Source organism: Falsiroseomonas sp. CW058, from assembly GCF_050563535.1.
In the GTDB taxonomy this organism is placed as follows: domain Bacteria; phylum Pseudomonadota; class Alphaproteobacteria; order Acetobacterales; family Acetobacteraceae; genus Falsiroseomonas.
Genome location: NZ_JBNXUO010000004.1, coordinates 196,140 through 218,006, shown reverse-complemented (window position 1 = coordinate 218,006; position 21,867 = coordinate 196,140). Strand labels below are relative to the sequence as shown.

30 protein-coding genes are annotated in these 21,867 nt (G+C 74.5%); 17 read left to right on the top strand and 13 right to left on the bottom strand.

Annotated features, from left to right (window positions below):
* The 7 genes from ACK8OX_RS05935 to ACK8OX_RS05905 form a co-directional block, all read right to left on the bottom strand.
* The coding region (locus tag ACK8OX_RS05935; protein WP_430663015.1) for a hypothetical protein at positions 1–330 on the bottom strand (330 nt) is incomplete at its 3' end.
* The gene (locus tag ACK8OX_RS05930; protein ID WP_430663014.1) at positions 330–929 is read right to left on the bottom strand and encodes a protein phosphatase CheZ; all 600 of its coding nucleotides are present in this window, start codon (positions 927–929) and stop codon (positions 330–332) included. The genes ACK8OX_RS05930 and ACK8OX_RS05935, both read right to left, overlap by 1 nt.
* Positions 922–1,302: a response regulator gene (locus tag ACK8OX_RS05925; protein ID WP_430663013.1), complete on the bottom strand. Its 381-nt coding sequence runs from the start codon at positions 1,300–1,302 to the stop codon at positions 922–924. The genes ACK8OX_RS05930 and ACK8OX_RS05925 overlap by 8 nt, the downstream gene beginning before the upstream one ends.
* An 88-nt stretch (positions 1,303–1,390) precedes the next feature.
* Entirely contained in the window at positions 1,391–1,987 is a 597-nt protein-coding gene (locus ACK8OX_RS05920; RefSeq protein WP_430663012.1) for a MotE family protein, read from the bottom strand.
* Complete coding sequence (locus ACK8OX_RS05915) at positions 1,987–2,412, bottom strand: DUF6468 domain-containing protein (RefSeq protein WP_430663011.1); 426 nt, start codon at positions 2,410–2,412, stop codon at positions 1,987–1,989. The genes ACK8OX_RS05920 and ACK8OX_RS05915 overlap by 1 nt, the downstream gene beginning before the upstream one ends.
* Entirely contained in the window at positions 2,409–3,482 is a 1,074-nt protein-coding gene (gene fliM / locus ACK8OX_RS05910) for a flagellar motor switch protein FliM (protein WP_430663010.1), read from the bottom strand. The genes ACK8OX_RS05915 and fliM overlap by 4 nt, the downstream gene beginning before the upstream one ends.
* Positions 3,479–3,988 carry a flagellar basal body-associated FliL family protein gene (locus ACK8OX_RS05905; RefSeq protein ID WP_430663009.1) on the bottom strand — a complete coding sequence of 170 codons (510 nt, stop codon included), beginning with the start codon at positions 3,986–3,988 and terminating at the stop codon, positions 3,479–3,481. The genes fliM and ACK8OX_RS05905 overlap by 4 nt, the downstream gene beginning before the upstream one ends.
* Before the next feature lie 200 nt (positions 3,989–4,188).
* Between ACK8OX_RS05905 and ACK8OX_RS05900 the strand changes: the two genes are divergently transcribed.
* From ACK8OX_RS05900 to flgH, 4 genes are all read left to right on the top strand, one after another.
* The gene (locus ACK8OX_RS05900) at positions 4,189–4,932 is read left to right on the top strand and encodes a flagellar hook basal-body protein (RefSeq protein ID WP_430663008.1); all 744 of its coding nucleotides are present in this window, start codon (positions 4,189–4,191) and stop codon (positions 4,930–4,932) included.
* Positions 4,933–5,085: 153 nt separating this feature from the next.
* The gene (gene flgG, locus ACK8OX_RS05895) at positions 5,086–5,871 is read left to right on the top strand and encodes a flagellar basal-body rod protein FlgG (protein WP_430663007.1); all 786 of its coding nucleotides are present in this window, start codon (positions 5,086–5,088) and stop codon (positions 5,869–5,871) included.
* A gap of 5 nt (positions 5,872–5,876) precedes the next feature.
* A complete protein-coding gene (flgA, locus tag ACK8OX_RS05890) occupies positions 5,877–6,794 on the top strand; it encodes a flagellar basal body P-ring formation chaperone FlgA (RefSeq protein WP_430663006.1) in 918 nt (305 codons plus the stop codon).
* Entirely contained in the window at positions 6,791–7,516 is a 726-nt protein-coding gene (gene flgH, locus ACK8OX_RS05885) for a flagellar basal body L-ring protein FlgH (RefSeq protein ID WP_430663005.1), read from the top strand. The genes flgA and flgH overlap by 4 nt, the downstream gene beginning before the upstream one ends.
* Positions 7,517–7,523: 7 nt before the next feature.
* Here the strand turns inward: flgH and ACK8OX_RS05880 are convergent, their stop codons facing one another.
* Positions 7,524–8,228, bottom strand: a complete 705-nt coding sequence (locus ACK8OX_RS05880) for a hypothetical protein (RefSeq protein ID WP_430663004.1) — start codon at positions 8,226–8,228, stop codon at positions 7,524–7,526.
* Positions 8,229–8,313: 85 nt separating this feature from the next.
* Between ACK8OX_RS05880 and ACK8OX_RS05875 the strand changes: the two genes are divergently transcribed.
* A complete protein-coding gene (locus ACK8OX_RS05875) occupies positions 8,314–9,048 on the top strand; it encodes an SOS response-associated peptidase (protein WP_430663003.1) in 735 nt (244 codons plus the stop codon).
* A gap of 8 nt (positions 9,049–9,056) precedes the next feature.
* Here the strand turns inward: ACK8OX_RS05875 and dksA are convergent, their stop codons facing one another.
* Positions 9,057–9,473: an RNA polymerase-binding protein DksA gene (gene dksA / locus ACK8OX_RS05870; RefSeq protein ID WP_430663002.1), complete on the bottom strand. Its 417-nt coding sequence runs from the start codon at positions 9,471–9,473 to the stop codon at positions 9,057–9,059.
* A gap of 129 nt (positions 9,474–9,602) precedes the next feature.
* Entirely contained in the window at positions 9,603–9,977 is a 375-nt protein-coding gene (locus tag ACK8OX_RS05865; RefSeq protein WP_430663001.1) for a flagellar assembly protein FliX, read from the bottom strand.
* 179 nt (positions 9,978–10,156) lie between these two features.
* On the opposite strand from ACK8OX_RS05865, the gene ACK8OX_RS05860 reads away from it, so the two are divergent.
* The 3 genes from ACK8OX_RS05860 to ACK8OX_RS05850 are packed head-to-tail and all read left to right on the top strand — an operon-like array spanning position 10,157 to position 11,972.
* Entirely contained in the window at positions 10,157–11,269 is a 1,113-nt protein-coding gene (locus ACK8OX_RS05860) for a flagellar basal body P-ring protein FlgI (protein ID WP_430663000.1), read from the top strand.
* Complete coding sequence (locus tag ACK8OX_RS05855) at positions 11,266–11,580, top strand: rod-binding protein (RefSeq protein ID WP_430662999.1); 315 nt, start codon at positions 11,266–11,268, stop codon at positions 11,578–11,580. The genes ACK8OX_RS05860 and ACK8OX_RS05855 overlap by 4 nt, the downstream gene beginning before the upstream one ends.
* Positions 11,577–11,972, top strand: a complete 396-nt coding sequence (locus tag ACK8OX_RS05850; RefSeq protein WP_430662998.1) for a hypothetical protein — start codon at positions 11,577–11,579, stop codon at positions 11,970–11,972. The genes ACK8OX_RS05855 and ACK8OX_RS05850 overlap by 4 nt, the downstream gene beginning before the upstream one ends.
* A 35-nt stretch (positions 11,973–12,007) precedes the next feature.
* On the opposite strand, the gene ACK8OX_RS05845 is transcribed toward ACK8OX_RS05850, so the two are convergent.
* On the bottom strand, positions 12,008–13,102 hold the full coding sequence (locus ACK8OX_RS05845; protein ID WP_430662997.1) for a hypothetical protein: 1,095 nt from the start codon (positions 13,100–13,102) through the stop codon (positions 12,008–12,010).
* Between the two features lie 121 nt (positions 13,103–13,223).
* On the opposite strand from ACK8OX_RS05845, the gene ACK8OX_RS05840 reads away from it, so the two are divergent.
* From ACK8OX_RS05840 to ACK8OX_RS05800, 9 genes are read left to right on the top strand one after another with little or no spacing between them, the layout of a single operon-like run.
* On the top strand, positions 13,224–13,775 hold the full coding sequence (locus tag ACK8OX_RS05840) for a hypothetical protein (RefSeq protein ID WP_430662996.1): 552 nt from the start codon (positions 13,224–13,226) through the stop codon (positions 13,773–13,775).
* On the top strand, positions 13,772–14,284 hold the full coding sequence (locus tag ACK8OX_RS05835; RefSeq protein WP_430662995.1) for a hypothetical protein: 513 nt from the start codon (positions 13,772–13,774) through the stop codon (positions 14,282–14,284). Before ACK8OX_RS05840 ends, ACK8OX_RS05835 begins: the two co-directional genes overlap by 4 nt.
* Before the next feature lie 40 nt (positions 14,285–14,324).
* Positions 14,325–15,110 (top strand): RibD family protein, encoded by a 786-nt coding sequence (locus ACK8OX_RS05830; protein ID WP_430662994.1) that lies wholly within the window; start codon positions 14,325–14,327, stop codon positions 15,108–15,110.
* Complete coding sequence (locus ACK8OX_RS05825) at positions 15,107–16,084, top strand: zinc-dependent alcohol dehydrogenase (RefSeq protein WP_430662993.1); 978 nt, start codon at positions 15,107–15,109, stop codon at positions 16,082–16,084. The genes ACK8OX_RS05830 and ACK8OX_RS05825 overlap by 4 nt, the downstream gene beginning before the upstream one ends.
* An 18-nt stretch (positions 16,085–16,102) precedes the next feature.
* A complete protein-coding gene (locus ACK8OX_RS05820; RefSeq protein WP_430662992.1) occupies positions 16,103–16,501 on the top strand; it encodes a 6-pyruvoyl trahydropterin synthase family protein in 399 nt (132 codons plus the stop codon).
* Between the two features lie 5 nt (positions 16,502–16,506).
* A complete protein-coding gene (locus ACK8OX_RS05815; protein WP_430663022.1) occupies positions 16,507–17,550 on the top strand; it encodes a glycosyltransferase family 4 protein in 1,044 nt (347 codons plus the stop codon).
* Positions 17,547–18,440 carry a class I SAM-dependent methyltransferase gene (locus ACK8OX_RS05810; RefSeq protein WP_430662991.1) on the top strand — a complete coding sequence of 298 codons (894 nt, stop codon included), beginning with the start codon at positions 17,547–17,549 and terminating at the stop codon, positions 18,438–18,440. Before ACK8OX_RS05815 ends, ACK8OX_RS05810 begins: the two co-directional genes overlap by 4 nt.
* Positions 18,441–18,448: 8 nt before the next feature.
* Complete coding sequence (otnK, locus tag ACK8OX_RS05805; protein ID WP_430662990.1) at positions 18,449–19,708, top strand: 3-oxo-tetronate kinase; 1,260 nt, start codon at positions 18,449–18,451, stop codon at positions 19,706–19,708.
* The gene (locus tag ACK8OX_RS05800; RefSeq protein WP_430662989.1) at positions 19,701–20,336 is read left to right on the top strand and encodes an aldolase; all 636 of its coding nucleotides are present in this window, start codon (positions 19,701–19,703) and stop codon (positions 20,334–20,336) included. The genes otnK and ACK8OX_RS05800 overlap by 8 nt, the downstream gene beginning before the upstream one ends.
* Positions 20,337–20,368: 32 nt before the next feature.
* On the opposite strand, the gene ACK8OX_RS05795 is transcribed toward ACK8OX_RS05800, so the two are convergent.
* Together ACK8OX_RS05795 and ACK8OX_RS05790 are read right to left on the bottom strand one after the other, a co-directional pair.
* Complete coding sequence (locus tag ACK8OX_RS05795; RefSeq protein WP_430662988.1) at positions 20,369–20,842, bottom strand: GNAT family N-acetyltransferase; 474 nt, start codon at positions 20,840–20,842, stop codon at positions 20,369–20,371.
* 112 nt (positions 20,843–20,954) lie between these two features.
* Entirely contained in the window at positions 20,955–21,563 is a 609-nt protein-coding gene (locus tag ACK8OX_RS05790) for a hypothetical protein (protein ID WP_430662987.1), read from the bottom strand.
* Between the last annotated feature and the right edge of the window lie 304 nt (positions 21,564–21,867).

The following is a 21,867-nucleotide window of genomic DNA, read 5'->3' as shown; positions in this document are numbered from 1 at the left end:
GTCGAGCACGACGCGCCCGTCCAGCCGGAAGTGGCGCGCCCGCACGCCCGGCCCGACCGCGATGGCGACCCCGCCTTCCACCGCCTCCACCGCGGCCGCGTTGCGCGGGGCGCGGCGCAGCGTGCCGGGATCGACCGCGGCGGGCTGCACGAAGCGCAGCAGGATGCGCCCCGGCTGTTCCTCCACCCGGTAGTCGAGCCGGCCGGGCGTGTCGAACACGATGCGGCCATGGCCCGCATGGTCGCCGGAGCGCAGGCCCACGCGCGCTTCCGCCCAGCCCACCGCCGGAAGGCCGGACAGCAGCAGCGCCAGCGCGCCGGCGCGCCGCATCAGTCGAAATCCGCCAGCAGGCGGTCGATCTCCGCCTGGCTGACCCCGGCGCCCGGCAGCTGCGGGCCGTTGGCGAGACGCCGGCCCTCGGTCTCCGCAGTAACGGCAGCCGGGGATGCCGCCGGGGCGGCCACGGCCGAACCGAAGCGTTCCGCCACCGCGCCGACCCGCGCCTCGATCGCCTTCAGCGCGGCCACCACCTTGCCGATGCGCTGGCCGGTGATGTCCTGGAAGGAGCAGGCTTCGTAGATGCGGGTGATCGCGCCCTGCAGCACCTCCGCCTCCGCGGCCGGCACCTTCGCCGCCACGCGCTCCAGCGCCTCGCAGCAGTCCAGGATCTCGTTGGTGGCCTGTGCGGTGTGGCCGACGATGGCGTCCAGCTCGTCCGTCGCTGCGGGGATGTGCGCCTCGGTGATGTCGTCCACGCGCAGCGACGCGATCTCGCGCTTGGCGCGCGCGACGGTGCGGCCCAGCCCTTCGAGTTCGGCCAGCAGCGCGGCTTCCGTCGCGGTCAGGTCCCCCGCGAGGGTATCGAGCACGGCGCGCACCGCCGCCTCGATCTTCCCGTCCTGCCCGGCGGCGGGGATCCCGTCAGGCATGCGCCATCACCTTCTCGATCTTCTCGCGCAGCGTCTCGGCATTGAAAGGCTTGACGATGTAGTTCGACACGCCGGCGGCCTTCGCGGCCACCACGTTCTCCGTCTTGCTCTCGGCGGTGATCATGATGAAGGGGGTGGATTTCAGCTTCGCATCCGCCCGCACCTCCTTCAGCAGGTCCAGGCCCGTCATCGGCGCCATGTTCCAGTCGCTGATCACCAGGCCGAAATTGCCGGCGCGCAGCTTGCTCAGCGCCTCCTGCCCGTCGGTCGCCTCCTCCACGTTCTCGATGTCGAGCTGCTTCAGGAGGTTGCGGATGATCCGCAGCATCGTCTTGTAGTCGTCCACGATCAGGACGTTGGTGTTCTTGTCCATCGCTCACGAACCCTCGTTGTGTCGCCCGTCGCCGTCCTGGCGAGGAAAGCACGAAATCCTTGAGACAACCCTGACGCGCCGGGCACGGTCAGCGGGGGTCCGGCCGCTCGGCGCGCAGGCGCGCCAGCTCCGCCGTCAGCTGCCGCGCGCGGTCCGGGCGCATCGCGCCCAGCACGGGGGCGGCCTTCGCCTCCCGCATCCGGTCCACGATCCGCACCAGCACCGGCATGTCGAGGTCGTCGAAGATCGCCGCCGCGTCGCGCGGGCGCATTCCTTCGTACAGCCGCACCAGCCCGCGCAGCCCCGCCTCCTCGCGCGAGGCGCGCTCGCGTTCCAGCGCCTCCAGCCGCCCCTGCATCGCGGACAGTTCCTCGACGCGCTGCATCAGCCGCCGCTCGGCCGCCGCCACCACCACCTCCCGCGCGGCGGCGGCCTGTTCGCGCGCGTCGATCTCGGCGCGGCGGGCGCGCAGCGCCTCCAGCACGCTGCGTTCGGCCGCCGCCTCGGCAGGGGCGGGTGCCGCGGCCGCGGGTGCGGCCGGGGGCGCGGGCGGCGCGGCGGGGGGCGCAGGCTGGGGCTGGGCCTGCGCCTGGGCCGGCACGGCATCGAAAAGGCGTTCCGCCTTGGCCAGCAGCAGCAGCAGCGCCGCAGCCAGCACCAGCGGCACCAGGCGTGGCCGCGGCATCAGCGCAGGCCCTGGATGGCACGGAGAAGCTCGCGCTCCGCCTCGCTGCGTGGGGGCGGCGCCGCTTCGACCGCGGCGGAAGGCGCCGCGCCGGCCAGTGGCCGCGCCTGCCGCACCAGCCCGTCCAGCCGGTCCGCCAGCGCCTCGGCCCGTTCGGTCAGGTAGCGCAGGTCGTCGCGCAGCGGCTCGGCCGCCGCCACCCGCTCCGCCACCGCGCGGCCCGCCCCTTCGGCCGTGGCGCGCAGCCGCGCCAGCGCCGCTTCCGCCGCGCGCGTCGCCTCCCCGATCTCGCCGGCCGCGGCCTGCAGGGCGGGACCTTCGCGGCGCAGCGCCGCCACCTGGCGTTCCAGCCGCCAGGCGAAGGGCAGCGCCAGCAGCAGCAGACCGAGCACGAGGCCCTGCGCCAGCCATTCCAGCATGGTCATGCCGCTTCCTCCGATGGCAGGGCGCGGAAGCGGTCGCGTTCGATCCGCACCGCCAGCCGGTTCTCCCGCCGGCCGAGCTGCCCTTCGAACAGCGCCACCTCGCCGCAGCGCAACCGCACCGGCGCGCCGGGCGGGCTCGAGAGGGTGATGCGGTCCCCGACCTTCAGCTCCAGCATCTGCTGCAGCGGCATGGTCTGCTCGTCCAGCACGACATCCAGCGCGACCTCGGTCTGGCGCAGCTCCTCGGCCAGGTGGGTCTCCCAGATGCTGTCGCGGCCGAAGCGTTCGCCCATGAACTGCTGCAGCAGCAGCTCCCGCACCGGCTCCAGGGTGGCATAGGGCAGCAGCACCTCGATCCGGCCGCCGCGATCCTCCATGTCCACCCGCATCCGCGTCAGCACGGCCGCGTTGGACAGGCGGGAGATGGCGGCGAAGCGGGGGTTCACCTCCAGCCGCTCGAAGCGGAACTCCACCGGGCACAGCGGCTCGAACGCCGCGCGCAGGTCGCCCAGCACCACGCCGATCAGGCGCTCGACCAGCGTGCGCTCGATCGTCGTGTAGGGCCGCCCCTCGATCCGCATCGCCGCCGTGCCGCGCCGCCCGCCGAGCAGCACGTCAACCACCGAGTAGATCAGCGAGCTGTCGACGACGATCAGCCCGTAGTTGTCCCACTCCTCCGCCTTGAACACCGCCAGCATGGCGGGCAGCGGGATGGAGTTCAGGTAGTCCCCGAAGCGCAGCGACGTCATCGCGTCGATCGACACCTCCACGTTGTCGGAGGTGAAGTTGCGCAGCGTGGTGGACATCAGGCGCACCAGCCGGTCGAACACGATCTCCAGCATCGGCAGGCGTTCATACGCCACCAGGCCGGAGGAGATGATGCGCTCGATCCCGCTCTGCGCCGCATCGCTCGACGGGCCGCTGTCGAAGCCGAGGAGGCTGTCGATCTCGGCCTGGTTCAGCACGCGCGCCGCATCGGCGGGCGGCGCCCCCGCGACCTCGGGCGCCGCCTCGTCCTCCAGCGCCGCGCCCCAGGCGGCGGCGAGGTCCTCCTCGGACGAACCGCTCACTGGATCAGGATCTCCACGAACAGCACGTCGGTGACGCGCGCGGGCGCGGTGACGAGCGAGGCGCGCGCGATCAGCTCCTCACGCAGGCGGTGGGTGCCGGCGCTGCCGCGCAGCTCCTCCGGCCGCACCTCGCGCAGGTAGACCGACAGCAGGTCCACCAGCCGCGGCATCGCCGCCTCCACCGCGCCCGCATGCGCCATGTCCGCGATCTCGAGCTTGGCCTTCAGCCGCACGAAGCTGGCGCGCCGGCCGGGCGCGTTGAGGTTCGAGACGATCTCGGGCAGGTCGACGAAGCCGGGCACGGCGCGCGGCGGCGGCGCCTCCGCCCCCGCGGCCGGCGGCGGCGGCCCCATGCCGAGCAGCGGCGGCAGTATGCCGCCGAACCACAGCCCCGCGACGGCGGCGGCCAACACCACCGGCAAGGCCAGCAGCACCAGCTTCTTCCTGCCTCCGCCCTTCGCCGGCGGGTCGCCTTCCGCCGCTTCCGTTTTGGCTGCCGCCGACATCGTCCCGGTGCTTCCCGCCTGCCTGTCGCGCGCCCCAGGATGGGGGCGGCGCACTTAAGGAAGGCTTGCCGCGGCGCGGGCTGCCGGGTGGCGGCATTTCCTGCCCGCGCCCGGCACCGCCCGCCCGCCGCGGCCCGCACAGGGTTGGCACAGGGCTTGCGCTGCGCCGCGCGGAACGGACCGCGATCCAGGAGCGCAGCATGGACAGCCCCGGCTACATCGTGCTGTCCCGCCTCGTCTCGCAGCAGCGCGCGACGGCGGTGACGGCGAACAACATCGCCAATGCCGACACGCCCGGCTTCCGCGCGCAGCGGCCGCTGTTCGGCACGGTGCTGGAACGGCAGCTGGCCGATGCGCCGCCCGGCGGCCGCGACCTCGCCTTCGCGCAGGACCGCGCCACCTGGCGCGAGACGCAGCCGGGCGCGCTGGCCCGCACGGGCAATCCGCTCGACCTGGCGCTCGCCGCGCCTGACGGCTTCTTCGCCGTGCAGACCCCACGCGGCGAACGCTTCACCCGCGCCGGCCGCTTCGGGCTGGATGGCGAGGGGCAGGTGGTGGACACCGACGGCCATCCGGTGCTCGGCACCGACGGCCGGCCGGTCCGCGTCGCCGCCGGCGACAGCCGCATCGAGGTGACCGGCGATGGCGGGATCCGCAGCGAGAGCGGCCAGATCGGCCAGTTCCGCGTGGTCCGCTTCGAGGACCCGCAGCGCCTGCTGGCCGAGGGCGACCGCGTCTTCGCCGCCCCCGCCGGCATGGCGCCGCAGCCGGTGGAACGCCCCGGCGTGGTGCAGGGCGCGGTGGAGGGCAGCAATGTCCGCCCCGTCATCGAGCTGACGCGCATGACGGAGGAGCTGCGGCAGTTCCAGTTCGCCGCCCAGATGGCCGAGCGCGAGGGCGAACGCCTCGGCTCCGCCGTCGAGCGCATCCTGCGGCGCCGCTGATGCTCCGCGCCCCTTGCACGCTGCATATCGCCGGCGACCCTTGCGGTCTCGTGCCGGCTCACCCGAGGCGAGGTACCTGACGATGCGAAGCCTGCACATCGCCGGCGACCCTTGCGGTCTTGTGCCGGCTCACCCGAGGCGAGGTACCTGACGATGCGAAGCCTGCACATCGCCGGCACGGGCATGATGGCCCAGCAGACGAATGTCGAGGTGATCTCGAACAACATCGCGAACATGAGCACGACGGGCTACAAGCGCCGCCGCGCCGAGTTCCAGGACCTCATCTACCAGAACCTGCGCCGCGTCGGGTCGCAGAGCGCGGATACCGGCAGCGTGCTGCCGGCCGGCGCGCAGGTGGGCCTCGGCGTCAAGACCGGGGCGGTCTACCGCATCAGCGAACAGGGCAACCTGTCGCAGACCGAGAACCGCTTCGACCTCGCGATCCGCGGCAACGGCTATTTCCAGGTGCAGCTGCCTTCGGGCGAGACCGCCTTCACCCGCGACGGCACCTTCGCGCTCAGCCCGGAAGGCGTGATCGTAACCGCCGACGGCTTCGTCGTGCAGCCCGGCATCACCATCCCCGCCGCCGCGCGCGACGTGACGATCAACGCCAATGGCGAGGTGCTGGCCAAGCTCGACGGGCAGGTGCAGCCGCAGAATGTGGGCCAGATCCAGCTTGCCCTTTTCGCGAACGAAGGCGGGCTGGAGGCGATCGGCGACAACCTGCTGCTCGCCACCCCCGGCTCAGGCCAGCCGCAGGCGGGCGCGCCGGGCACGCCGGGCTATGGCCAGGTGCTGCAGGGCTTCGTCGAGACGTCGAACGTCAACGTGGTGCAGGAGATCACGAACCTGATCACCGCGCAGCGCGCCTACGAGATGAACAGCCGCGTCATCTCGGCAAGCGACGAGATGCTCTCCACCCTCTCGCGGCTGCGGTGACGGCAATGCGGACCCTCCTGCTCCTGCTACTCCTTGCCGCCGCGCCGGCGCGGGCGGAACTGGCGACGCTGCGTCCCTTCGTGGTGGTGGACGACGCCGTCCTGCGGCTCGGCGACATCTTCGAGGGTGCGGGGCCGCGCGCCGCCGCCGTGCTCGGCCCCGCGCCGGCGCCGGGTGCGCGGCTGGTGGTGGAGGCGCCGCAGCTCCTCGCCATCGCGCGCAGCCAGGGCATCGGCTGGCGGCCCGTGGCCGGCGCGGATCGCGTGGTGGTCGAGCGGCCGGGCCGCGCCGTCGCCTCGGCGGAGGTCGTGGCCCTGCTCCGCGCCGCGCTGCGCCACCAGGGGTTGGAGGAGGAGGCGGAGGTCGAACTGCAGGCCTTCGCCCCGCCGATGGTGCCGCAGGCCGCCTTCGCGCAGCTTGCCGTGGAGGGCGCGGCGCTGGATGCCGCGACGTCCCGCTTCGCCGCCGTGCTGGTCGTGGCGGCCGAAGGGACGCCGACGCTGCGGCTGCGGGTGACCGGGCGCGTGGTGCCGACCGTGCCGATGCTGGTCGCGGCGCGCCGCCTGGCGCTGGGGGAGGTGGTGGGAACGGGCGATGTGCGGCTGGTCCGCGTGCCGGCGTCCCGCCTTCGGCCAGGTGCGGCGCAGCGGGCGGACCAGGTAGTGGGCCAGGCGATGCGCCGCCCTGCCGGGGCCGACCAGCCGCTGCTGCTGGCCGATCTCGCGCAGCCCGTGGCGGTGGAGCGCGGCGCGACGGTGACGATGGTGTACGAGGCGCCAGGGATGCAGCTGACGGCGCAGGGCCGCGCGATGGAAGCCGCGGCGCGGGGGGCGGCGGTAGCGGTGATGAACATCGCCAGCCGCCAGGTGGTGGAAGCGGTGGTGGTCGCGCCCGGCCGGGTGCGTGTGGGGGCGGGCCGATGACGCGCGCCGCCCTGCTTCTCGCCCTGGTGCTGGCCGGCGGCTGCGAGAGGCTGTCGGAGGTCGGCCGCCCGCCGGCGCTGGCCGCGATGGACAGCCCGACCGCCGATCCGCGCTGGCGCAACGTGTCCATGCCGATGCCTGTCCCGCAGGAAGCCCCGGCCTCGGCCAATTCGCTGTGGCGCACGGGCAGCCGCACCTTCCTGCGCGACCAGCGCGCGGCGGCGCCGGGGGACCTGGTGACGGTGCTCGTCTCGATCCAGGACGAGGCGCAGCTCCAGAACCGCACGGAACGCGAACGCACCGGGACGGACACGCTCGGCATCCCCCGGCTGCTCGGGCTCGAGACGTCGCTGACGCGGCTGTTGCCGAACGCCGTCGATCCCTCGCGCCTCGTGCAGACGAATGGGGAGCAGACCACCAACGGGACGGGCAGCATCCGCCGCAACGAGACGGTGACGCTGCGCGTCGCGGCGACGGTCGCGCAGGTGCTGCCGAACGGCAACCTGGTGGTGGCGGGCCGGCAGCAGGTGCGGGTGAACCACGAGCTGCGCGACATGACGGTGAGCGGCATCATCCGCCCGCAGGACATCGCCAGCGACAACACCGTGCGCCACGACCGGCTGGCAGAGGCCCGCATCGCCTATGGCGGCCGCGGCACCATCAGCGACGTGCAGGCGCCCAGGATCGGGCAGCAGCTGCTGGACGTGATCCTGCCGTTCTGAACGCACGTCAGCACTTGGACCGGCCTTCGCGCAGGATGCGCCAATGCGTTCCATGCTCGTCGCTCGCCCGGCCGCCGGGCGGTCCGCAGCGCGTGACCTTCAGCACCGCGGCAGCGCCGTCCGGCAGCCACGCCGCATCGCGAAGCGCCACCCAGAGGAACCTGCCGCCGGGGCAGGCCCAGGAGGGCCAGGGTGCGGCGGGCGGCGGGCCGGGCTTGTCGATCGCGGCCAGCAGGAAGCGGAAGCGGAGCGCCGGCAATGCGAGGTCCGCTGCCAGCCTGTCCAGCTGCCGGAGGCGGTAGGCCTTTTTCATCAGCTGCGTGTTGTCCTGCTTCCCGTAGGCCTTCGCCTCGATCAGCAGCAGCGTGCCGCCCCAGGCGATCAGCAGGTCGACATCCTGCTGGTTGCCGGCCACGAGACGCTCGCCCTTCTCGCCGGAGTTCGCCCAGCGGCCGGCCGGACCGTCGGGCACGGTTCCGCCGGCGGCGAACAGCCGCAGCGCGCCGGCGATCCAGTCGAAGTGATAGTCGGTCGCCCACCACGCATCGGCCGGGACCGCAAGATCGGGCACTGCCTCGCCGAGCGTGCCGAGGAAACGCGGCGCAAGCCGCAGCGGCTCCTCGGCATGGCCCAGCATGTCCCGCACCAGGATGTTGCGCTCCTTCCGGTTGAACCGCTCGAGCGCGATGGACAGGGGGTCCGTCAGCTGCATCGTCCCGGCGCTCCGTCCTTTGGCTTCCAGGCGCAACGCAGCGCGGCGGCTTGGGCGCCGGGGCCGGGCGACATATCTTCACCGCATGTGCGGACGCTTCTTCCTCCAGCGCGATCCCGCCGGGCTCGCACGCTACTTCGAGACGCGGAACCCGACGCCGAACCACCCGGCGTCGTGGAACGTCGCGCCGACGCAGGACAGCCTGGTGGTGCGCCGCCATCCCGAAACCGGGCAGCGGCACCTCGATCCGCTGCGCTGGGGACTCGTGCCGCGCTGGGCGAAGGATGCGAAGGACGCGGCGAAGCTGATGAACGCCCGAGCCGACACGCTGGCGGAAAAGCCGAGCTTCAGGGACGCCTTCGCGAAGCGCCGCTGCCTGGTTCCGATGGACGGTTTCTACGAATGGCGGAAGGACGAGGCCGGCGGCAAGCAGGCCTATGCCGTCGCCCTCGCCTCCGGAGCGCCAATGGCGGTCGCCGGGTTGTGGGAGGGGTGGAAGGCCCCGGACGGCACCTGGCTGCGCAGCTTCACCGTCATTACCACCGACGCGAACGAGAAGCAGGCGCTTGTGCACCACCGCATGCCGGTGATCCTGCCGCCCGAGGTGTGGGACGCCTGGCTCGGCGAGGAGGAGCACCCGCCGGAGGACCTGCTGGAGCTTCTGGTCCCCAGCCCCGCCGAGGAGTTGGCGATCTGGCCGGTGGACAACCGGGTGGGGCGTGTGGGCGAGAACGACGCGCGCCTGCTGGCGCGGGATCCGCTGGCGATGCCGCCGCGGGAACTGGACGATCCGCCACCGGACCTGACCGGCGACGCCTGACGGCGGGATCAGTCGTCGCGGTGGACGCGCTCCATCCGCTCGTGGCGCTCCTGAGCCTCGATCGACAGGGTGGCGATCGGGCGCGCTTCCAGCCGGCGCAGCCCGATCGGCTCCCCGGTTTCCTCGCAGTAGCCGTAGGTCCCGTTCTCCAACCGCTCCAGCGCCTGGTCGATCTTGCTGATCAGCTTGCGCGCGCGGTCGCGGGTGCGGAGTTCGAGCGCGCGGTCGGTTTCGACACTGGCGCGGTCGGTCAGGTCGGCCTCGTTGATGCCGCCCTGGCCGAGGCTGCTCAGCGTCTCCCCCGCCTCACGCAGCAGGTCGCCTCGCCAGCGGAGCAGCTTCTGCCGGAAATATTCCACCTGCAGCGGGTTCATGAACTCTTCGTCGCTGGTCGGACGGTAGTCCGGCGGCAAGGTCACGAGCATGGCACCACTTCCCCAGCCCCGCCGCCCAGTACCCGGCGTCCAAGCCGGCGAAGGCGGGCGGACCATAGTGGTGCGCCCCCGGCATGGGCAAGCCCTGCTTTCGCGCAAGCTCCTGATCTGCGCGAGTTTTCACCCCCCCGACGCATCACGTACCCGGCGGCGGGCGATTTCCAGCCGGGCCCGCAGCGCCACCCCCGCCAGGGTGGCATCAAGCGCAGGCCCGGCAACGGTTCGCAGACCGGCCGCAAGCGCCGCAAGGCGTGACAGGCGGCCGAGGTCCGCCTCGCCCGACAGCAGGTCGAGCTGCATGCCGCGCAGTTCGTCGAGCACCGCCGCCGCCTGCCGTCCTGCCCGTCCCGCATCCGGCGCCACCGCCCCGGCTTCCTGAAGACCGAGCAGCGACGGGGGCGCGACCGCCGCCATGGCTGCGGCAGCCTGCGACTCGGGCGCGGAGGACGGCAACCCGAAGCCGCCGGCCCGCCCGCCGCGCCGCGGCGGCGCCATCCCGCCGGTGATCCCCCCGATCCGTGTCATCGCCCCCCCATCCCTGCCGCTTGGCGGCACCCCCTGCCCTGCCCCGGCAGGTCCTGCCGCCCGCATCGCCCGCAGGGCTGGCACGCCCGTTGCTGCCCCGCCGCGCCGGCGATGCGGAGTGGAAGGTGGCGGAAAAACCTTGCCCGAGGATGAGGACGGGTTGGCGGCCGTGGTTCGCGGCCCTGCTCCTCCTCCTGTCCACCCCGCTCGCCGCGCCTGCCGCGCAGGTCCGCATCAAGGACATCGCCGACATCGAAGGCGTGCGGGAGAACCAGCTGGTGGGCTACGGGCTGGTGGTCGGGCTGAACGGCACCGGCGACCGACTGCGCAGCGCGGTCTTCACGCGGCAGTCGCTGATCGGCGTGCTGGAACGGCTCGGCGTCAACACGCGCGACCAGGAACGCCAGCTGGATACGCGCAACGTCGCGGCCGTGATGGTCACCGCGAACCTGCCGCCCTTCGCCCGCAGCGGGTCGCGCATCGACATCGCCGTCTCCGCCCTCGGCGACGCCACCAACCTCCAGGGCGGCACGCTGCTGGTCACGCCGCTGCTGGGTGCGGATGGGGAGGTCTATGCAGTGGCGCAAGGCGCGGTCGCCACCGGCGCGGTTGCCGCCCGCGGCGCGGCCGGCAGCGTGACGCGCGGCGTGCCGACCGCCGGGCGCATCGCCAACGGCGCCACGGTGGAACGCGAGATCCCCTTCCGCTTCGCCCAGGGCGAGGTGCTGCGCCTCGCGCTCCGCAACCCGGACCTGACGACGGCGCGGCGCATCGCGGCGGCCGTGAACCGCGCGGCCGGCGGCAACGTGGCGCAGGCGACGGACCCGCGCACGGTCGCGGTGATGCTCTCCGGCCGCGACGCGGTGGGCTTCCTCGCCGAGATCGAGCAGCTGCGCGTGCAGCCCGACCAGGTGGCGCGGGTGGTGGTGGAGGAAGCGTCGGGCACCATCGTCATGGGCGCCAATGTCCGCGTCTCCACGGTCGCGATCGCGCAGGGCAACCTGACCATCCGCATCACGGAGGCACCGCAGGTCAGCCAGCCCGCGCCGCTGTCCAACGGCCAGACCGCGGTGGTCCCCCGCACGAATATCGAGGTGGACGACCAGAACGAGCGGCGCCTCGGCATCCTGCGCGGCGGCGTCACGCTGGAGGAGCTGGTGCGCGGGCTGAACGGGCTCGGCGTCGGGCCGCGCGACCTCATCACCATCCTCCAGACCATCAAGGCCGCCGGGGCGCTCCAGGCGGAGCTGGAGGTGCGATGACCCCCCTTCCCGCCGCCCCCGCCCCCACCCCCGCCCGCGCCCCGGCGCGCGACGCCGATCTCCGCCGCGCCGCGCGGGACTTCGAGGCGCAGGCCCTCGGCGCGCTGCTCAACCCGATGTTCGAGGGGCTCGACACGAGCGGCCCCTTCGGCGGCGGCGCCGCGGAGGCGCAGTGGCGCCCGATGCTGGTCGAGGCCATCGCCCGCGACCTGGCGCGCGCCGGCGGGCTCGGCCTCGCCGCCTCCGTCGGGCGCGAGATGCTGCGGCTGCAGGAAAGCCGGCTGACCACCACAGGAGACAGAGAGAGATGATGCAACCCCTCATGATCGCGGCGCAGCGCCTGGCTGAGGCACTGCGCGCCGAGAACGAGGCGCTCGCGCGGCTCGACCTCGCGGAGGCGGCGGAGCTGGCGGCGCCGAAGCGCCAGGCGTCGGACGCCTTCGCCGCCGCCTATGCCGCCGCACGCGGCAGCGACACCCGGGCCGAGGGCGAGGAGCGGCGCCATGCCGAGGAGATCGCCGGCCGGCTGCGCGACCTCTCGGCCGAGAACCGGCGCCTGCTGGAACGCGCCATCGACTTGCAGTCGCGCGTCATCGAGACCATCGCCGGCGCGGCGCGGCCCGCGGGGCCGGGCACCTATGGCGAACGCGGAGGCGCGCGGGACGGGCGCGCCATCCCCGTCTCCCTCACCTCACGCGCGTGAGGCGCGGGCGGGCGCCCTGCGCCTGCGGCCTGGCGTCAGGCATTCGGCCGGGCGGCGCGCAGCTGCTGCACGATGGCGGCGTTGAATCCGCGATAGGCGGCGCGGGCCAGCGCCACCCAGCGCGCCTCCACCGCCTCCACCGCCGCATCCGTCCGCGTGCCGAGCCCGACCCAGGCGCCGGAGGACCCGCCGGTCGCGGAGATGCCGGCGAAGGGCTCGGCCGATGGCACGGGCGCCGCGATCTGCGCGATCCCGATGTCGGCGGCACCCATGCCCGGCCGCCGCGCCGCATAGGCGAGCTGCGTCCCGGCGGCGACGGAGAACTGCGCCGTCGCCTCGGCATTCGCGGTGCCCGCCAGCAGGCTGCGGCCGGAGGAGGAGACGTTCACGTAGTCCAGCCGCAGCAGCGGCGCGAGGACGAGGCCCTGCGACTGGTCGGCGATGCGCTGCATCGCCTGGTTACCGCCGATCGCCGAGAGGCCGGCAAGCCCGCCGCCCGCGCCTTCGCCCGAGATGCCGCTGATCAGCGGCGCCGCCGCGGCGCCGAGCGTGCGCCAGCCCGTGCTCTGCCCGCCGAACATCGTGCCGCCCGCCGAACCGTCCGCCGCATTGCCCGGCACGCGCGGGGCGGAGGAAGCGGCGGCGGCGGCTTCCTCGGCGCCCGCCACCTCGATCCCGGCGGCGCGCAGTTGCGCGATCAGGTCCGCATGCGCCTCGTCCGCGATCATCTGGTAGGTCGCGGGGCTGATCCCGGTGAGGCCGGTGCGGACCGAGGCGCTGCGCGTGCTGCCGCCGCCGAACCCGCCCATCAGCCCGCCCTGAGAGACGGCGCGCGCATTCTGCGTGTGGATGTAGCTGACGCCATAGGCGGGCACGAACACCTTCCGCCCGGCGGCGAGGTTGGCGGGCACGCCGTTGCCGAAGGCGACCGGCAGGGCCGCGACCTCGCCCGCGGGAAGCGCCGCGACCTGCTGCACGCTGGGGCCCGCCGCCGTCGCGACGCCCGAGGCGAAGCCGGCCTGGGCGCCGACGCTCGCCGCCGTGGTGGCGACCGAGACGGCGGCGCCGACGCAGCCCGGCAGCAGGGGAAGGCTGGACAGCAGCAGCATCGCGCGCAGCGTGGATGTCATGGCGGCGTTCCCACATTTTCATTCCGAGATGCGCACTATTGCCGTGGCGGCATGACGGCGCAAGCGTTGCGCGGGACCTCCATGGACAGCCCGCCCGCCGCGGCGCAGCATCGGAGCGCGCATGTTCCGTCGCCACCTCAGCCTCATCCTCGTGGGCGTCCTCACCCTTGCCAGCGGCAGCGCGGTGCTGCTGCTGCGCGGCGCGGCGGCGTTCCGCCACGCGCTGGAGGTGAGCGGGGGCCTCGCCCTCACCATCGCGCCGTCGGTCGTGGGGGGCCTGCTGCTCTCGGCGGCGCTGCGGCAACTCGTGCCGCCCGGGGCGCTGGCGCGCTGGATGGGGGCGGATAGCGGGCTGCGGGGCCTGCTGGTGGCGACGGCGGCGGGGATGGCGATGCCAGGCGGGCCGGTGGCGGCCTTCCCGGTCGTGCTGGTGCTGGCGCAGGCGGGGGCCGACCGCGGCGCGCTGATCGCCTTCGTCACCGCCTGGTCGCTGAACGGCTTCCAGCGGCTGATCGTGTGGGAATGGCCGATCCTGGGCCATGACTTCGCGCTGCTGCGACTGCTCTGCGGCCTGCCGCTGCCGCTGATGGCCGGGCTGCTGGCGCGCTGGCTGCCGCTGCCCTGGACCCCGGCCGATGCGCCGGCCCTGCACCGCGGCGGGGGCGGGCGGTGATCTGGGGCATCGGCGCCATCTGGCTCGCGGCCGTGCTGGCGCTCGCGCTCTGCCTGCGCCGCGGCACCGGCACGGGGCGGCGCGCGCTGGCGGATGCCGGCGGGTCGCTGCTGCGGGTCGCGCCGGTGATGATGCTGGCCCTGCCGATGGCCGCCTTCATGGCGGAGCTGATCCCGGATGGCTGGGCGCGCGCCTGGCTCGGCCCGGCGAGCGGCGCGAGCGGCATCCTGATCGCGGCGCTGGCGGGATCGGCGCTGCCAGGTGGCCCCTTCGTGGCCTTCCCGCTGGTGCTGGGCTTCCTGAAATCGGGCGCGGGGCCGGCGCAGATGGTGGCGCTGATCTCGGGCTGGGCGGTGCTCGGCCTGCACCGGGCGGTGACGTGGGAGATCGCGATCCTCGGCAGCCGCTTCGTCTGGCTGCGCCTGTCGGCAAGCTTCGCGCTGCCCGTGCTGGCCGGGCTGGCGGCGCAGGCGATGCTGCCGTTCTTCCCCGGCGCGGCGCTGCGCTGAACTGGCGCGCGCCGGTCGCTTGCGGCATAGCATCGCGCGAATGCCCGACGACCTCCTTTCCCCCGACGAGCGCGACTGGCAGGCGCTGCTCGCCGCACGCCGCGGCGGTGCCGTGCCGGCGGGCGAGCTCGGCGCGCTGTTCGCGCCCGTGCTCGCACCCGCGGGCGCGCCGGATGGCTGCCTGGTCGTGGGGCGGCTGGCCCAGACGCTCGATGGCCGGATCGCCACCGCCAGCGGGTCCAGCCAGTGGATCGGCGGGCGCGGCGACATCCTGCACACCCACCGGCTGCGCGCGCTGTGCGATGCCGTGCTGGTCGGGGCGGGCACGGTGCGCCACGACGACCCGCGCCTGACCACGCGCGACGTCGCCGGCCCGAACCCCGTGCGCGTCGTGCTCGACCCCGGCCGTCGCCTGCCGCCGACGCACCGCGTCTTCGCCGACGGCGCCGCGCCCACGCTGCTGGTCGCCGCGGAGGACGGGCCGGCGCGGCACGGCCTGGCGGAGGTGGTCCGCGTGCCGCGCACCGCAACGGGGCTCGACCTGCCCGCGCTGCTGCGCGCGCTGGCGGCCCGGCGCCTCACGCGCATCTTCGTCGAGGGCGGGGGCCGCACCGTCTCGGCCTTCCTCGCGGCGGGCTGCCTCGACCGGCTGCACCTGACGGTCGCGCCGGTGCTGCTGGGCTCCGGCATTCCCGCCTTCACCCTGCCCGAGGCCGCGCGCATCGGCGACGGGCTGCGCTTCCGCTGGACCCATCGCGCGATCGGCGACGACGTGCTGTTCGACATCGCGCTGGACCGCGCGCGGCCCGGGATCTGCACGGAATGAGGGCGCGCGCGCTCTGGACTGTCGCGCCCGGACTGGCCGAACTGCGCGGGCACGACCTGCCCGCCCCAGCGGCGGACCAGGCGCTGGTGGTCACGCACGCCACCGGCATCTCCCGCGGGACGGAGCGGCTGGTTCTCGAGGGTCGGGTGCCGGACAGCCAGTGGCCCGCGATGCGCGCGCCGCTGCAATACGGCGACTTCCCCTTCCCCGTCTCCTATGGCTACGCCGCGGTCGGCACGGTGCGGGAGGGGCCGGCGGCGCTGCGGGGACGGCGCGTCTTCTGCCTGCACCCGCACCACGATGCCTTCCTCGCCCCCGTCGCGATGTGCGTCCCGGTGCCCGAGGAGGTGCCGGACCGCCGCGCGGTGCTGGCGGCGAACATGGAGACGGCGGTGAACATCCTGTGGGATGCGCGGCCGCTGGTGGGGGAACGCGTGCTGGTGGTCGGCGCGGGCGTGGTCGGCCTGCTGGCCGTCTTCCTGCTGGCGCGCATCCCCGGGCTAGACCTGCATGTCTGCGACATCGACCCGTCGCGCGCGGCCGTCGCGCGGTCACTCGGCGCCCGCTTCGTCGCGCCGGAGGAGGCGCCAGGCGGATGCGACCTCGTCATCCACGCCTCGGCCAGCGCGGCGGGGCTGCAACTCGCGCTCGACCGCTGCGGGTTCGAGGGGCGGATCGTCGAGGCGTCCTGGTTCGGCGACAGGCAGGTTCCGCTGCCGCTCGGCGAGGCATTCCACGCGAAGCGCCTGTCGATCGTCTCGACCCAGGTCGGCGCCGTCGCGCCGTCGATGCGCGGGCGCCGCACGCATGGGGAACGCCTGGCGCTGGCGCTCTCCCTTCTCGGCGATGCGCGGCTCGATGAGCTGCCCGGCCCGGTGATCCCCTTCGCCGACCTGCCGGCGCGCATCGGCGCCGTGCTGTCGCCGCCGCCGGGCGCGCCGCAGCCGCTCTGCCCCGTCGTCACCTATATATAGTGTGAGAGAGCACGTCCGATGTTCAGCCTGACCGTCGTCGACCACATCATGATCGCCCACAGCTTCCGCGGCGAGGCCTTCGGCCCCGCGCAGCGCCTGCATGGCGCGACCTTCGTGGTGGAGGCGGAGTTCCGCGCCCCGAAGCTCGACGACCTGCACCTGCTGATCGACATCGGGCTTGCGAAGGACGTGCTGCGCGCCGTCCTCGCCCCCATCGACTACCGCAACCTGGATGCGGAGCCGCTCTTCGCGGGAAAGAACACCACGACCGAATATCTCTGCCTGCATGTCCAGCGGGAACTCGCCGCCGCCTGCCGGGACGGGCGGCTCGGCGAGGGCGGCCGCGGCGTGACGGGCATCAAGGTGCTGCTGAGGGAAAGCCATGTCGCCTGGGCCGCCTTCGAGGGGCCGGTGTGACCGCCATGCGCATCGCGCTGCTCGTCCCCGGCCCCTTCGATGCCGTCTCGGGCGGCTACGCCTATGACCGGCGCATGGTCGCGGGGCTGCGCGCGCTGGGCCATGCGGTGGAGGTGGTGGAACTGCCCGGCCGCCACCCGCTGCCGGACGAGGCCGCGGCCGCCGGCGCGCGCGCCGCGCTTTCCGCCCTGCCGGCCGATGCGCGCCCCGTGATCGACGGGCTCGGCCTGCCCGCCTTCGAGGGGATGGCCGACGACCTGGCGGCGCGCGGCGCGGTCGGGCTGATCCACCACCCGACCGCGCTGGAACACGGCAACCCCGGCCCCGTGCGCGATGCGCTGAAGGCGGCGGAGCGCGCCGTCCTGCCGCGCCTCGCCCGGCTGGTCGCGACCAGCCCGCTGACCGCCCGGCGCCTGCCCGGCGAATTCGGCTGCGATCCCGCGCGCATCGGCGTGGTCGAGCCGGGCACCGACCCTGCGCCGCGCAGCACGGGGTCGGGCGGGCCGGGCTGCGCCATCCTCTCGGTCGGCGGGCTGATCCCGCGAAAGGGGCATGACGTGCTGCTGCGCGCGCTCGGCACGCTGCCGGACCTCGACTGGACGCTCACCATCGCGGGCGGCACCCGCGACCCGGTCCATGCCGAGGGGCTGCGCGCGCTGGCCGGCGAACTCGGCATCGCGCAGCGCGTGACCTTCGCGGGCGAGGTGGACGACGCGGCGCTCAAGGCGTTGTGGGCGGGCGCCGACCTGTTCGCGCTGGCCACGCATTGGGAAGGCTACGGCATGGCGGCGGCCGAGGCGCTGGCGCGCGGCGTGCCGGTGGCGGTCACCGCCGGCGGCGCGGTGGCGGAACTGGTGCCGGTGGAAGCCGGCGTCGTCTCGCCGCCCGGCGACGTCGTCTCGCTCGGCAAGGCGATGCGCCGTGCCATCTACGACGCCGACCTCCGCGCCGAGATGGCGGCGGCGGCGTGGGAGGCGGGGCAGCGCCTGCCGCGATGGGAGGACCGCGCCGCGGCCTTCGTTCGGGAGCTGGAGGCGGCGGCGCCGTGACGGAGAGCTTCGACGGCGACTGGCTCGACCTGCGTGAGCCCTTCGACGCGGCGGCGCGCGACGGCGGGTTGGCGGCCGCGCTGGCCCGCGCCCTGCCGCAGCGTCCGCGCATCCTCGACCTCGGCGCGGGCACCGGCTCGCTGCTGCGATGGCTCGGCCATTATGTCGGCCGGGCGCAGGCCTGGACGCTGGTGGATGCCGATGCCGGCCTGATCGAGCGCGCCTTCGCCACCGTGGCGGACCGCGCGGAGGCGGTGGGCTGGCCGGCCACCTGGCCCGGCCGCCGCACGCTGCTGGTCCATGCGCCGCACGGCGCCTGGCGGGTGGAAGGCCTGGTCGCCGACCTGCGGGAGGCGCCGGAAAACCTGCCCCTGCACCAGGTGGACGCGGTGGTGAACACCGCGCTCTGCGACCTGGTCAGCGAAGCCTGGGTGGAGCGCATGGCCGCGGCCTGCGCCGCGCACCGCCTGCCCTTCTACGCCGCGCTCAACGTCACGGGCCGCGAACGCTTCTCCCCGCCGCATCCGGCGGATGCGCTGGTGGCGCGCGGCTTCGCGCGGGACCAGCGGCGCGACAAGGGCTTCGGGGGCCTCGCGCTCGGCGCCCGTGCGCCCGCGGCCATCGCTGCGGCCTTCGAGGCGCGAGGCTACGAAGTGCTGCGCGCGCCGTCCGACTGGCTGATCCCCCGCCGGGCCGCGCGCATGGCCGCGGCCCTGGCGGATGGCCATGCCGGGGCCGCGATGCGGCACGAAAGGCCCGGTGCGCGGCGCATCGCGCGCTGGATGCTGGACCGCGCGGCGCAGGCGCGCGAGGCTCGGCTTTCCGTCCGGGTCGGCCATGCCGACCTGCTGGCCCTGCCGCCGGGGAAGGCCGGGACCCGACAAGGATGAACACGACCATGCCCCTTCTCCTTGGCTGCATTGCGGACGACTTCACCGGTGCGACGGACCTCGCCTCCATGCTCGTGCGGAACGGCATGGCCACCGTGCAGGTCATCGGCGTGCCGGACGGCCCGCTGCCGGAGGCGGATGCCGTGGTCGTCGCGCTGAAGTCCCGCACCGCGCCGGTGCGCCAGGCGGTGGCGGAGAGCGTGGCGGCGGCCGATGCGCTGCTGGCCGCCGGGGCGCGGCAGATCTTCTTCAAATACTGCTCCACCTTCGACAGCACGGAGGAGGGCAATATCGGCCCGGTCGCGGATGCGCTTCTGCGGCGGCTCGGCGCCGGTTTCGCGCTCGCCTGCCCCGCCTTCCCGGCCAATGGCCGGGGCGTCTTCCAGGGGCACCTCTTCGTCGGGTCCCGCCTGCTGAGCGAGAGCGGGATGGAGAACCACCCCCTGACCCCGATGCGCGACCCGGACCTGGTGCGCGTGCTCGGCCGCCAGACCGACGGTGCGGTGGGCCTCGTCCCCTTCGCGGTGGTGGAGGCCGGCGCCGGCGCGATCCGCGACGCGATGACGCGCCTGGCCGAGGGCGGGCGGCGCTACGCCATCCTCGATGCGGTGAGCGACGCGCATCTGCTGGCGATCGGCGAGGCGGCGGAGAGCCACGCCCTCGTCACCGGCGGGTCCGGCGTGGCGATGGGCCTGCCCGAGAACTTCCGCCGCGCAGGCCTTCTGCCGCCGCGGCCGGACGCGGCGGCGCTGCCGCGGGCGTCCGGCGCCTGCGCGGTCGTCGCGGGGTCCTGCTCCCGCGCCACGCTCGGGCAGATCGGCTTCGCGCGGGACCATGCGCCGGTGCTGGAGCTGGATGCGCTCGGCACCCCCGATGCCGCCGCGCTGGCCGCGCAGGCGCTGGCCTGGGCGGAGGGGAGGCTGGACGCGGAGACCCCCGTGGTGATCGCCGCCAGCGCGCCGCCCGAGAGGGTGGCGGCGCTGCAGGCGCGGCTCGGGCGGGATGCCGCGGGCGCGCTGGTGGAGCAGGCGCTGGCCGAGGTCGCGGCCGGGCTCGTCGCGCGCGGCGTCGCGCGGCTGGTGGTGGCGGGGGGCGAGACGAGCGGCGCGGTGGTGTCGCGGCTCGGCGTCACCGCGCTGCGGATCGGCGCGGAGATCGACCCCGGCGTGCCCTGGACATACGCGGAGCCGGCGGGGATCCACCTTGCGCTGAAGTCGGGCAATTTCGGCGCGCGCGACTTCTTCCTGAAGGCGTTCGGCCATGGATGAGGGGGCGCTGCGGCAGGAGCTGGCCGATCTCGGCCGATCGCTGTTCGACCGGGGCTATTCGGTCGGCACGGCGGGGAACATCAGCGTGCGGCTGCCGGACGGCTACCTGATGACGCCGACCAGTTCCTGCCTCGGGCGGCTCGATCCCGCGCGGATCAGCAGGCTGGGGTCGGACTGGTCGCACCTGTCGGGCGACCGGCCGAGCAAGGAGGTGTTCCTGCACCGGGCCGTGCTGACCGCACGGCCGGAAGCGGGGGCGGTGGTGCACCTGCACTCCACCCATGCCACTGCGATCTCCTGCCTCGCCCCCGAGGGCGGGGATGCGGAGGTGCCGGCGCTGACGCCCTATTTCGTCATGCGCATCGGCCGGCGCCTGCCCTGCGTGCCCTACTACCGCCCTGGCGACCCGGCGATGGAACCCGCGGTGCGCGCAGCGGCGCAGGGCGCGAAGGCCCTGCTGCTCGCCAACCACGGCCCGGTGGTCAGCGGCGCGACGCTGCGCGATGCCGTCCACGCGGCGGAGGAGCTGGAGGAGGCCGCGCGCCTCGCCCTGCTGCTGCGCGGCGTTCCGGGCCTGCGGGCGCTGACGCCGGCGCAGGTGGACGACCTGCTTGAGGTGTTCGGATGACGCCGCCGGCACCGCGGTGCCGCGCGTGATCCCTACAGCGAGGCCGCGGGGTCGATCCTGATGACGTAGCTGCGCCAGTCGGCGCGGGTGGCGATGCGTTCGTAGAGGGCGATCGCCCCCGCATCGGCTTCGGGCACGATCCAGCGCAGGTGGCTCCACCCCCGTTCGCGGCCGAGCGCGACGGCGGCCTCCACCAGCGCGCGGGCGATGCCGCGGCCGCGCGCCTCCGGCCGGACGAACAGGTCGTCGAGATGGCCGCAGCGGCGCGCGAAAACCACCTCCGGCAGGTCGAACAGGATGGCGAAGCCGAGCGGCGCGCCCGCCGCATCCTCGGCCAGCAGCGCCTCGGCGGCCGGATGCTCCGCCAGCAGGGCGGCCTGCGCCTCGGGCGTGGCGACTGCGGCGCCGTTCAGCGTGGCGCGCATCTCCCCCGCATAGAGGCCGAGCAGTGGGGCGAGACGGTGCCGTTCGTCGCGCGGAAGGGGACGTATGAGGGTCTCGTTCATCGCGCGATCAATGCGCGCGCGCCCGCCTTCGGCAATGGCAGTAAGGCGCGGATGCGAAAAGGGCGTCGCCCGCGATGCGGACGACGCCCCCTCGCCGGGATCGGCGGGCTGGTCAGGTGGTGGTTTCGGCGGCGGGCGCCGGCGCGGCAGCCGCGGCGGCGGCGGCGGCCTTCTTCGCCGCGCGCGTCGCGGCGCCCTTCTTCGCGGCCTCCGAACGGGCCGAGGAAGTGGCCTTCTTCGCGGCCGGCTTCGCGGCGGCGCGCTTCGGCGCGGCCTTGGCGGCAGCGGCCTTCTTCGGCGCGGCCTTGCGGGTCACGGCCTTCTTCGGCGCGGCCTTCTTCGCGGCGGCGCGCTTCGGCGCGGCCTTGCCGGCGGCGGCCTTCTTCGGCGCGGCCTTGGCGGCGGCAGCGCGCTTCGGCGCGGCCTTCTTCGCGGCGGCGCGCTTCGGCGCGGCCTTGCTGGCGGCGGCCTTCTTCGGCGCAGCCTTCTTCGCGGCCGGCTTCTTCGCGGCAGCGCGCTTCGGCGCGGCCTTGCTGGCGGCGGCCTTCTTCGGCGCGGCCTTCTTCGCGGCCGGCTTCTTCGCCGTCTTGCGCGCGGCGGCCATCGCCATCGCCTGGGCGCGCGGCTCGGCGGTCTCGGTCTCGGGGGTTTCGATGGTGTCGGTCATGTCGTCAGGATCTCCGTGCGATCGGGGTGAGCGTGTTCCGGTGGCGGCAGGCATGCGCCGTAGAAGGGGCGCCGCGACCGCGGAGCAGACGAGGCCGCGCGGCTGCGGCGGTCGGCGCGGATCCCGTGTCGCGCCTGGTCGCCGTGGCCGCAGTCCAGTCGCCGCAGTCGCCGGTCGTGGGCGCGGGGCGCGTGGCGTGCTGCCAGGCGTCGCGCCGTCCGGCCTCTCTCCCGCCGATGCCGCGTGCCATGCGGGCGCGCTGCGGCGGTGTGACGGAGGATGGCCGGCTGGTGCCGCCCCCCTCCCCGAGCCCTGCGGTCAATGGACCGTCCTTACCTGCTGCGCCGCTCCGCTGCCG

Bases quoted from the DNA above. Each gene is read 5' to 3' on its own strand.
- ACK8OX_RS05930 (WP_430663014.1), bottom strand. From the start codon at position 929: ATGCCTGACGGGATCCCCGCCGCCGGGCAGGACGGGAAGATCGAGGCG.
- ACK8OX_RS05925 (WP_430663013.1), bottom strand. From the start codon at position 1,302: ATGGACAAGAACACCAACGTCCTGATCGTGGACGACTACAAGACGATG.
- ACK8OX_RS05920 (WP_430663012.1), bottom strand. From the start codon at position 1,987: ATGCCGCGGCCACGCCTGGTGCCGCTGGTGCTGGCTGCGGCGCTGCTG.
- ACK8OX_RS05915 (WP_430663011.1), bottom strand. From the start codon at position 2,412: ATGACCATGCTGGAATGGCTGGCGCAGGGCCTCGTGCTCGGTCTGCTG.
- ACK8OX_RS05905 (WP_430663009.1), bottom strand. From the start codon at position 3,988: ATGTCGGCGGCAGCCAAAACGGAAGCGGCGGAAGGCGACCCGCCGGCG.
- ACK8OX_RS05900 (WP_430663008.1), top strand. From the start codon at position 4,189: ATGGACAGCCCCGGCTACATCGTGCTGTCCCGCCTCGTCTCGCAGCAG.
- flgG (WP_430663007.1), top strand. From the start codon at position 5,086: ATGCGAAGCCTGCACATCGCCGGCACGGGCATGATGGCCCAGCAGACG.
- flgA (WP_430663006.1), top strand. From the start codon at position 5,877: ATGCGGACCCTCCTGCTCCTGCTACTCCTTGCCGCCGCGCCGGCGCGG.
- flgH (WP_430663005.1), top strand. From the start codon at position 6,791: ATGACGCGCGCCGCCCTGCTTCTCGCCCTGGTGCTGGCCGGCGGCTGC.
- ACK8OX_RS05880 (WP_430663004.1), bottom strand. From the start codon at position 8,228: ATGCAGCTGACGGACCCCCTGTCCATCGCGCTCGAGCGGTTCAACCGG.
- ACK8OX_RS05875 (WP_430663003.1), top strand. From the start codon at position 8,314: ATGTGCGGACGCTTCTTCCTCCAGCGCGATCCCGCCGGGCTCGCACGC.
- dksA (WP_430663002.1), bottom strand. From the start codon at position 9,473: ATGCTCGTGACCTTGCCGCCGGACTACCGTCCGACCAGCGACGAAGAG.
- ACK8OX_RS05865 (WP_430663001.1), bottom strand. From the start codon at position 9,977: ATGGCGCCGCCGCGGCGCGGCGGGCGGGCCGGCGGCTTCGGGTTGCCG.
- ACK8OX_RS05860 (WP_430663000.1), top strand. From the start codon at position 10,157: ATGAGGACGGGTTGGCGGCCGTGGTTCGCGGCCCTGCTCCTCCTCCTG.
- ACK8OX_RS05855 (WP_430662999.1), top strand. From the start codon at position 11,266: ATGACCCCCCTTCCCGCCGCCCCCGCCCCCACCCCCGCCCGCGCCCCG.
- ACK8OX_RS05850 (WP_430662998.1), top strand. From the start codon at position 11,577: ATGATGCAACCCCTCATGATCGCGGCGCAGCGCCTGGCTGAGGCACTG.
- ACK8OX_RS05845 (WP_430662997.1), bottom strand. From the start codon at position 13,102: ATGACATCCACGCTGCGCGCGATGCTGCTGCTGTCCAGCCTTCCCCTG.
- ACK8OX_RS05840 (WP_430662996.1), top strand. From the start codon at position 13,224: ATGTTCCGTCGCCACCTCAGCCTCATCCTCGTGGGCGTCCTCACCCTT.
- ACK8OX_RS05830 (WP_430662994.1), top strand. From the start codon at position 14,325: ATGCCCGACGACCTCCTTTCCCCCGACGAGCGCGACTGGCAGGCGCTG.
- ACK8OX_RS05825 (WP_430662993.1), top strand. From the start codon at position 15,107: ATGAGGGCGCGCGCGCTCTGGACTGTCGCGCCCGGACTGGCCGAACTG.
- ACK8OX_RS05820 (WP_430662992.1), top strand. From the start codon at position 16,103: ATGTTCAGCCTGACCGTCGTCGACCACATCATGATCGCCCACAGCTTC.
- ACK8OX_RS05815 (WP_430663022.1), top strand. From the start codon at position 16,507: ATGCGCATCGCGCTGCTCGTCCCCGGCCCCTTCGATGCCGTCTCGGGC.
- otnK (WP_430662990.1), top strand. From the start codon at position 18,449: ATGCCCCTTCTCCTTGGCTGCATTGCGGACGACTTCACCGGTGCGACG.
- ACK8OX_RS05800 (WP_430662989.1), top strand. From the start codon at position 19,701: ATGGATGAGGGGGCGCTGCGGCAGGAGCTGGCCGATCTCGGCCGATCG.
- ACK8OX_RS05795 (WP_430662988.1), bottom strand. From the start codon at position 20,842: ATGAACGAGACCCTCATACGTCCCCTTCCGCGCGACGAACGGCACCGT.
- ACK8OX_RS05790 (WP_430662987.1), bottom strand. From the start codon at position 21,563: ATGCCTGCCGCCACCGGAACACGCTCACCCCGATCGCACGGAGATCCT.